Origin of the sequence: Streptomyces sp. XY431 (assembly GCF_001279805.1) — a bacterium.
Lineage (GTDB): Bacteria > Actinomycetota > Actinomycetes > Streptomycetales > Streptomycetaceae > Kitasatospora > Kitasatospora purpeofusca.
Genome location: NZ_LGDO01000156.1, coordinates 1 through 8,222, shown reverse-complemented (window position 1 = coordinate 8,222; position 8,222 = coordinate 1). Strand labels below are relative to the sequence as shown.

The 8,222-nt window shown below is 75.3% G+C and carries 9 protein-coding genes; 2 read left to right on the top strand and 7 right to left on the bottom strand.

Annotation, left to right across the window (positions count from 1 at the left end; all coding sequences use genetic code 11):
• The 7 genes from ADK60_RS18160 to ADK60_RS18130 all read right to left on the bottom strand — a co-directional run.
• Positions 1 to 190 (bottom strand): hypothetical protein (locus tag ADK60_RS18160; protein WP_053647272.1); only part of this gene is annotated, 190 nt, incomplete at its 3' end.
• A gap of 6 nt (positions 191 to 196) precedes the next feature.
• Positions 197 to 1,285 carry an AAA family ATPase gene (locus tag ADK60_RS18155; RefSeq protein ID WP_053647270.1) on the bottom strand — a complete coding sequence of 363 codons (1,089 nt, stop codon included), beginning with the start codon at positions 1,283 to 1,285 and terminating at the stop codon, positions 197 to 199.
• Positions 1,286 to 1,337: 52 nt separating this feature from the next.
• Complete coding sequence (locus ADK60_RS18150) at positions 1,338 to 2,843, bottom strand: VMAP-C domain-containing protein (RefSeq protein WP_053647268.1); 1,506 nt, start codon at positions 2,841 to 2,843, stop codon at positions 1,338 to 1,340.
• Between the two features lie 4 nt (positions 2,844 to 2,847).
• Positions 2,848 to 3,831, bottom strand: a complete 984-nt coding sequence (locus ADK60_RS44880; protein ID WP_053647266.1) for an effector-associated domain 2-containing protein — start codon at positions 3,829 to 3,831, stop codon at positions 2,848 to 2,850.
• Positions 3,828 to 4,352: a CU044_2847 family protein gene (locus ADK60_RS44875; protein WP_159400480.1), complete on the bottom strand. Its 525-nt coding sequence runs from the start codon at positions 4,350 to 4,352 to the stop codon at positions 3,828 to 3,830. Before ADK60_RS44875 ends, ADK60_RS44880 begins: the two co-directional genes overlap by 4 nt.
• A 134-nt stretch (positions 4,353 to 4,486) precedes the next feature.
• Positions 4,487 to 5,320: an alpha/beta hydrolase gene (locus tag ADK60_RS18135; RefSeq protein ID WP_063783180.1), complete on the bottom strand. Its 834-nt coding sequence runs from the start codon at positions 5,318 to 5,320 to the stop codon at positions 4,487 to 4,489.
• A gap of 155 nt (positions 5,321 to 5,475) precedes the next feature.
• Positions 5,476 to 5,850: a DUF6401 family natural product biosynthesis protein gene (locus tag ADK60_RS18130; RefSeq protein WP_234371131.1), complete on the bottom strand. Its 375-nt coding sequence runs from the start codon at positions 5,848 to 5,850 to the stop codon at positions 5,476 to 5,478.
• 189 nt (positions 5,851 to 6,039) lie between these two features.
• On the opposite strand from ADK60_RS18130, the gene ADK60_RS18125 reads away from it, so the two are divergent.
• Both ADK60_RS18125 and ADK60_RS18120 read left to right on the top strand, forming a co-directional pair.
• A complete protein-coding gene (locus ADK60_RS18125; protein WP_053647262.1) occupies positions 6,040 to 6,966 on the top strand; it encodes an LLM class F420-dependent oxidoreductase in 927 nt (308 codons plus the stop codon).
• Positions 6,967 to 7,187: 221 nt separating this feature from the next.
• Positions 7,188 to 7,931 (top strand): AAA family ATPase, encoded by a 744-nt coding sequence (locus ADK60_RS18120; RefSeq protein ID WP_053647260.1) that lies wholly within the window; start codon positions 7,188 to 7,190, stop codon positions 7,929 to 7,931.
• The last annotated feature ends 291 nt before the right edge of the window (positions 7,932 to 8,222 follow it).

Below are 8,222 nucleotides of genomic sequence, written 5' to 3'. Positions count from 1 at the left end.
GGGCCAGGGCGAGGCCGCCGTCCAGGGCGGCGGGCTGGGTGACCTGGACGGCGTGGCCGCCGGACCGGTCCGCGCCCCCGGCCTCGGGGGGCCCGGAGCGATGGGCCAGCCCGGCGAGCGCGTGCGTCAGCCCCTCCGTCGGCCCCTCCGGTGCCCCCTCCGTCGCCCCGCCCGGCGCTGCCGAACCCACCTCCGCTCAGCTCTCGTTGAGCGGACGGAGCAGGACGTCACGCACGGCGTCCCGCCCCCGCTGGTCGGTCCTGAGCACGCGTCCGGCCATCAGCAGGGCGTTCAGGAGCTGGTCGTTGGCCAGCTCCGCCCCGTCCTGCCGCTGACGGCGGAGGAACTCGGCGATCAGATCGGTGGTCTCCGCCGCGGCGGCCGCCTCCTCCCCCAGGTGGGCGGCGACCATCGCGGCCAGCCGCTGCTCGTCCGGCGCCCGGATCTCCAGCCGGACGCAGCGCCGCAGCAGCGCGCCCGGGAAGTCCCGCTCGCCGTTGCTGGTGAGGACGACCAGCGGGAACTGCGCGCAGCGCACCACACCGCCGCGCACCACCGCCGTCCGGCCGTGGTCGGCCGTGCCGACCTCCTGCGGGTCCGGGCCGAGCCGCAGCAGCTCGGGGATCTCGAACTCGCCCTCCTCGAAGACGTTCAGCAGGTCGTTGGGCAGGTCGATGTCGCTCTTGTCGATCTCGTCGATCAGCAGCACCCGCGGTGTCCGCCACGGCAGCAGCGCCGTCCCGAGCGGGCCGAGCCGCAGGAACCTGCCGATGGCGGGCGACCGGGGCTCGTCCCGGGGTTCGGGTCGGGGTTCCGGCCGCGGGTCCCCGCCGGGGTCGGCCCGCCGGGCGCTCTCCCGCGACAGCCCGGCCTCGTGCAGCCGCCCGATCGCGTCGTAGCTGTACAGCCCGTCGCGCAGGCTGGACCGGCTGCTGATCGACCAGCGCAGCACCGGGCCGAGGCGCAGCTCGTGGGCGACCGCGTAGGCGAGCGTCGACTTGCCGACACCGGGCTTGCCGGTGATCAGCAGGGGGCGGCGCAGGTGCAGGGCGAGGTTGACCAGCCGGACCTCCCGCGCGTCCGCCTGGTACGCCGCCGCCTGCCGGACCCGGCCGAGCCGGCGGGCCGTGGAACCGGCCGCCGCGTCCTCCGGGGGCGGCACCGGCAGCCGTTCGGGGTCGCTGTCCGGGTCGCCGAAGGCACGCCAGGCGGGTGCCGGCGGGAGCCCGGCGATCCCGCCGTGAGGGACGCCGGTGCCCCGGTAGATCCACCAGTCCTCGGCCATGAACGCTCCTGACTCGTCGCTTGTCGCCGTGGGGTCGCCGTGGGGTTCGTGGTCATTCGACGATCCCGGGGAAGGCGTAGTCCTGATCGGGGTCCACGCAGTCCGGGTCGTCCCAGAGCAGCGTGACCGTGCGGTCCGGGTCCGGGTTCGGGCCGCCGACCTGCCGCCGGTACCGGTGGACGGCGTCGGGCAGTTCGGCCAGCCGGGTGGGCCGGTGCTGGCGGAGGGCCGCGACGAGCGGGTCCGGGTCGCCGGCCACCCGCCGCCAGATCAGGACGGGTATCCCTTCGAAGTACATCGCGTCGTCCACGGCGTACTGCACCTCGGGGTCGAGCTGCTCGTACGGGACCGTCAGTCCCAGACAGGCGAGGTTCTTCCTGCCGGTCACCCAGTTGAGCAGCTCCTTGGCGCTCGCCCGGTCGAGCGAGGGCCATTCGATCCGTTCGATGACCTCGTTCGAGTCGACGCCGTGGGACTGGAGGTTGGCCCAGCGCTGCCGCCAGAGCGCGAGGCCGAGGTGGGGCTCGCAGTAGCGTTCGAGTTGCCGGACCACCACCGGGTGGAACTCGCCCAGGGGCCGGCGGGTCGCGCCGGTGGACCAGAGCTCGGCGGTGTAGCCGAGGATGGAGCGTGGCAGCAGGAACTCGATCCGGACCGGGTCGGTCGTGCGGAGCGCCAGCTTCAGCTCCTTCCACGCGACCAGTCGCGCGCCGCCCGCCCCGAGCAGCTCGCTCCTGGTGAACGCCTGGTCGTCCTGGTGGCTGCCGACCCGCCGGAACGGTCCGCCCGCCAGTGGCTGGCGGTAGTAGGAGATGTGCAGCCGGTACCGGGTGTCGCCGGTGTGGACGGGCCCCTCCTCGTCCAGCCGGACCTGGACGATCAGCCGCTCGCCGGGGACCGCCGCCGCGACGGCGGGCGCCCGGTCGGCATGGGCGGCGAGGAACCGGCGCAGGGCCGGGAGCGGGTGCTGCCGGGTGACCTCGGGGTTGTCGCCGAGCGCACGGAGGAAGGCGACCAGCGGGCCGAGCGGGTCGTCGTCGATCCGGTTGACGAGGAGGTCCAGGAGCGCCGGCAGGGTCATCTCCGCCGTGTCGCGCTCCCGCAGCCCCGGGATGTCCTCCGGCAGGTGGCGGGCCGGCCTGGCCGGCGCCGTGATCGTGTGCAACTCGCCGATCACTGCCAGCAGTTCGCCGCGGGGAAGGTCCTCGCCGCGGTTCAGGACCCGTCGGGCGAGCTCCAGCCAGTCCCGTGCGCCGTCGTTCCGCGCCAGCTCCTCCAGCGCCTCGGCGAGGGCGTCAAGCGCGGCCCACGGATCCCGGAAGGCGCGGATCGCCCGAAGCATCTCCCGGACGTGCGGTCGCGGGGTGTAGTCCTCGCGGATGTCGGCCTGGATGCCACGGGTCTTCGCCGACGCGCCCATGGTCGCCAGCACGTCCTGGCGGAAGGTGAGTTGGAGCATCCTGTCGAAGCCGAGCAGGATTCCGACGAGAACCTCCTCGGCCCCTTCCGGCCACGGCCCCCGGCCGGCCGCCGGGGGCACGAACGGTGTCACGTGCATCCGGCTAGCCGTCCTCCCGCTCGCCGAGGGCGCGCCCGACCACGGCGTCGAGTGTGCCGAGTGCGCCGTCGTCCGGGGCGAGTTCGGCCATCGCGTCCCGCAGCGCCCGCAGGGCGGACCGGCCGTCGCGGAAGCTGCGGCAGGCGCGCACGATCTGGTGCAGGTGGGTGCGGCGGTCGGGGCGTTCCTCGGCCTCGAAGGAGTGCGCCAGGCCGAGGTGCCGGCCCATGGTGTCGAGCAGGTCGTAGCGGCCGTCGGGGCGGCGCAGCAGCTCGAAGGCCATCAGGGCGTCGACCAGCTCGCCGTTCCCGGGCGGTGCGGGCGGCGCGGGTGGCGGGACGGGGGCGACGCCCGCCGTGCCCAGCAGCGCGGTCAGCGCGCCGACCGGGGTGTACCAGCCGCCCTCGTCCCGCTGGAAGGAGCGGCTGCCCTTGAGCACACCCCGCACCAGGCCGTCCCCGTCGACCAGCATGCTGCCGCTGTGGCCGTCCCGGATGCCGTCGCCGCGCACACCGAGGTACCGGTCCGCGAGGCCGACGACCCGCAGGCGCAGGGTGTCGGGCCGGGCGCCGGGGCTCGGTGTGTGGGTGGAGTACCCGAGGGCGGTCAGGACGGTGTCCGGTTCGGCCTCGGTGGCCGCGAGCCGGACCACCGGGTGGCCGGCCCAGTCCGGGACGCCGAGCAGGGCGAGGTCGGGGAAGGGGTAGGAGCCCTTGCCGTTGCCGTTGCCGGTGCTGCCGCTGTCCTCGCCCGTCGCCGGGTCCAGCCGGATGCGGTCGGCCGGGACGGCGTGCTCGCCGGACTCGTGCCGGACGCCCACCGGCTCCGCCGCGCGCGCCGCCCGCGCGACCACGTGCGCGGCGGTGACGGCGAGGCCCGGCGCCACCAGGAAGCCGCTGCCGCGGAACTCGCCCGCGACGGTGATCACGACGGTGCGGCCGCGCAGCGCCTCGGCCGCGGCGAGGTCGGGCCGCGCGGGTACGGTCACTCGGCGTCGGCCGCTCTGGGGGCCGGGGCGCTCGCGCCGTCGGGCGCGGTCTGTGCGTTCTGCGCGTTCGGAGCTGCCGGAGCTGCCGGATCCGCCGCAGCGGCCGGATCCACTGCGGCCGCCTGCTGCCGACGGCGCTCGGCGAGGTCCCAGGAGAGGCGGACGGTGAGTCCGGCCTCGCTGCCGGCCTCGGCTATGACACCGAGCAACTGACCGGACTTGACGGCCAGTTTGAGCCCGAACTCGACCTCGAAGGTGTCCGGGTTGCCGGCCGCCCCCTGCGCGATGCTCTCCGCCGCCCAGCGGCCGACACCCTGGACGGTGCTGCGCACCTGGTCCAGCGTCAGTGCCACGGCCGAACCGAGCTGCGAGGCGGCGCGTCGGCCCCCGCCCCAGGCGGCGTCGCCGGAGTCCCCCCAGACGTCCGAAGGCGTTTCCGGCTGCTGGAAGTTCACCTCGCCGATCACCTCGGCCCGGACGGTCGTGCCGTCCCCGAGATCGATGGTCACTGTTTCGGCCATGCGCGTCCGCCCCCTTGGAGATCCGCCCCCCGACGGTCCCTCACCATACCGGCGTCCTCGCACCGTTTGGCTTGGATGCCCAAGTCGGCTCGGTGGTGGGGGAGTCGGTCGGGGCGGTGTACGGGCGGGGGTGGTCAGGCGTCCGTGGGGAGGGGCCTGGACGGGTGGCCGGTCGGTGCGGTGGTGCGGGGGTGGGCGGGGAGGGGGAGGTCCAGGGCGGCCGTGGAGCGGGCCGGGAGGGCCATGGCGGTCGCGGCCTCCGGCGGGAGGTCGCGCAGGCCGAGGAGGCCGGCGGACAGGCGGGCGGTGGCGCGGTGCCAGTCGCCGATCCGCCGCATCAGGGTGTGGCCGGTGCCGAGGACGGTGTAGCCGCAGACCCGGGCTCCGGCGGCGCGGCCCCGGGCGGCGAAGGCGCGGGTGTCGGCGGGGGGGGGGATCCGGTCGAGGTCGCCGTGCAGCATCAGGACGTCGCGGTCGGCGAGCTGCTCGCAGGGGTCCTCGGCCGGGCACCACGGGGCGAGTGCGACGACGCCGGTGACGGTGGGGTGGCCGGCGGCCCGGAGGGCGGCGCGGCCGCCCATGGAGTGGCCGACCAGCACGGTCGGGACCGGGCCCAGCTCCTCGGCGAGGTCGTCGAGGGCGGCGATCGCGTCCCTGGCGGCGTCGGCCCGCTCGCCGTTCCAGCCCCGGTGGCGGTAGCGGACGGTGCCGACGGCGACCCCGGCGCCCTCGGTCTCCCGGCGCAGCGCGTGCACGAAGCCGGCCATCCGCAGGCCGGCCAGGTTGACCGGGCCCGGGCGGGAGAGGCTGTGCTCCTGGCCGCCGTGCAGGACCAGTACCGCGGCGCCGGGCCGCTCGGGCAGCCCGCGCCAGACCAGCGCACGGTGCCCGCCGGTGCCGGTGCGGTAGCCGGTACTGTTCCCGGCGGTGCCGCTCCTGCCGTTGCCGCCTGTCCTGTTCCCGCTCACGCTGTCCCGTTCCCGCCCGCCGTCCCGGCCGTGCCGCGGACGGCCGTCCGTGCTGTGTGGACCGCCACTGTACGCACGGGGTGCCGGGGTGTATCCAGCCGTTCTCCGTATTCCTCCCGGGCCGGGGGCTCGGGAGGTCCCGTGGGGCAGGCCGGTCAGGCCGGGAGCAGGCCGTTCTGCCGGACCAGCCAGCAGATCGCGGTCAGCCGGTGCACCGCGAAGTCGTACCCGACCGGCTCGCGCCAGCCGATCTCGGCGAGCCGGTCCAGGAAGCCGCGCGCGTAGTCGGACAGCTCCGCACGGTTCAGCCGCCGCGGCTGCAGCTCCGGCCCCTGCGCGTACAGCAGCTCGCGCAGCTCGGCGGCGTGCTGGTCGACCGCCGCGACGAGGCAGGGCTCGAAGGCGAGCTCGGCCAGCCGGGGGCCGAAGGCGGCGAGGATCCCGGGCAGCGGACAGCCCTCCGGCCGGGGGTGCGGGGCGGCGGAGTCGGCGGGGAGGCGCCGGGGCGACTCGTCGGGCGTGGCGGACATCCGTCCACGGTAGGCGAGCGCGACGCCGGGGCAGGCGGCCCGGGGAGGAGACCTTGGCCACCCCGGCGGACAGTCGGCGCACGCCCCGCGCCGGACACCCGGCGTGCCACCCCGGCGGACACCCGCCCGACGGTGCCGCTTCCCCGGTTCGGGCATGGGCACGGGGTGGTCTGTACCAGAATGGCCGGTATGGATCTTCGAATCTTCACCGAACCCCAGCAGGGCGCGAGCTACGACACGCTGCTCCGGGTGGCCAGGACCGCCGAGGAGCTGGGGGCCTTCAGCGCCTTCTTCCGCTCCGACCACTATCTGAAGATGGGCGGCGTCAGCGGCCTGCCCGGCCCGACCGACGCCTGGATCACCCTGGCCGGCCTGGCCCGCGAGACCAGCACGATCCGCCTCGGCACCCTGATGACCGCCGCCACCTTCCGACTGCCCGGCGTACTGGCGATCCAGGTCGCCCAGGTCGACGCGATGAGCGGCGGCCGGGTCGAGTTCGGCCTCGGCGCGGGCTGGTACGAGGAGGAGCACACCGCCTACGGCATCCCGTTCCCGAAGGAGAAGTTCGGCCGGCTGGAGGAGCAGCTGGAGATCATCACCGGCCTCTGGAGCACCGGACTGGGCGAGACCTTCGACTTCGCCGGCACCTACTACCGGCTGAGCGAGTCGCCCGCGCTGCCCAAGCCGGCCCAGGCGAAGATCCCGGTGCTGGTCGGCGGCACCGGACCGACCCGCACCCCGGCGCTGGCCGCCCGGTTCGCGGACGAGTTCAACCTGCCGTTCGTGTCGGTGGCGGACTCGGAGGCCCAGTTCGGCCGGGTCCGGACGGCCGTCGAGCGGGCCGGCCGCAAGGCCGACGACCTGGTGTACTCCAACGCCCTGGTCGCCTGCGTCGGCCGGGACGACGCCGAGGTGGCCCGCCGGGCCGCCGTGATCGGCCGCGATGTCGACGAGCTGAAGGCCAACGGCCTGGCCGGGACCCCGGACGAGGTGGTGGAGAAGATCGGCCGCTACGCCGCCGTCGGCAGCGAGCGGATCTATCTGCAGATGCTGGACCTGGGCGACCTGGACCACCTGGAGCTGATCGCCTCCCGGATCGCCCCGCAGCTCGGCTGAGACGGCTCCCGGCCGGGGTCCTGCGGGGCCCCGGCCGGGCCGGGGCCGCTGGCTCCGTGCCTGTGACGCGCCCGGAGCGCTTCTGTGACGATCCTGGAGCGATAAAGGCTCGGCCCGGACCCGGTCTGACCATTAGTCTTTACTCTCTCTTGAAGGGGGCAAGCTCTTCGGGAGGAGGGGCCGGGAGCACCCGGACCGGTGGGGAAGCAGGGGGAGTGCCGATGTCGGACGTGCAGGTCTTCGGGGCGGCTCGCGACCGGGCCGCAGCCCGTGACCGAGCAGCCCAGGACCGGGCAGCCCACGACCGGGCGGCCCGCACGGTGCCGCGCCCCGGCTGCCGGGAGCTCGCGGTGGAGCCGTCGTCCGGAGTGCTGCGCCCGCGCGGCCTCCGGGACCTCCGCTCCGGTCGCGGCCCGGGTGCCGCGCCGAGCGTCCTGCACTATCCGGCGGGCGACCTGCTGGTGGTCTCCGGGCTGCCGGGCAGCGGCAAGAGCACACTCATGCGCCGCTGTGTGCGCGTGCCGGTCGTGGACTCGCAGCTGGTCCGCGAGGAGTACGCGTCCCGCGTCCCGTCCTGGCTGCCGTACGCCCTGTACCGCCCGCTGGTGCGCCTCGCGCACTACCGGCGGCTGCGGCGCGCGGTGCTGGCCGGCGGGCCGCTCACCGTGCACGACTGCGGGGCGGTGCCTTACGTCCGGCAGTGGCTGGCGCGGACCGCCGAGCGGCAGGGGCGCCGGGTGCACCTGATCCTGCTGGACGCCAGTGCCGAGGAGGCCCGCGACGGTCAGCGGGCCCGGGGCCAGGCCGTCTCCGCGTACGCGTTCGCCCGGCACCGGGACGCCGCGCACCGGCTGCGCCGGCGCCTGGCCGGGACGGGGCGGCCGCCGGCGGGCTGTGCCTCGGCTGTGGTACTCGACCGGGCCGGTGCGCGTGCCCTGCGGGAGATCGTCTTCGCGGCGTCGTAGTCTCGCCGGAGGCGGTCCGGGCGCCCGGTTCCCCCCGTTCGTCCCGTCCCGCCGGTCGCGCGCCGCGCCGCGGGGCAGACGGGGTGTCACGTTTCGGACAGACCGGGGCCGGTACTGTGCGCATGCGCGCGACGGGAAATGCTCCATGTGCGGTGCCGTTCGACCGCTCAAACTTCCGGATTTTGTCCGATTTGCCGTCAGAAGTTCCAGGCCGGAACATGTCTGACGCGTACACGCGACCCTGCGTAGCCTGTGGCTCGGCGGCCCCCCTCAACCGCCGTCCCCCACCAC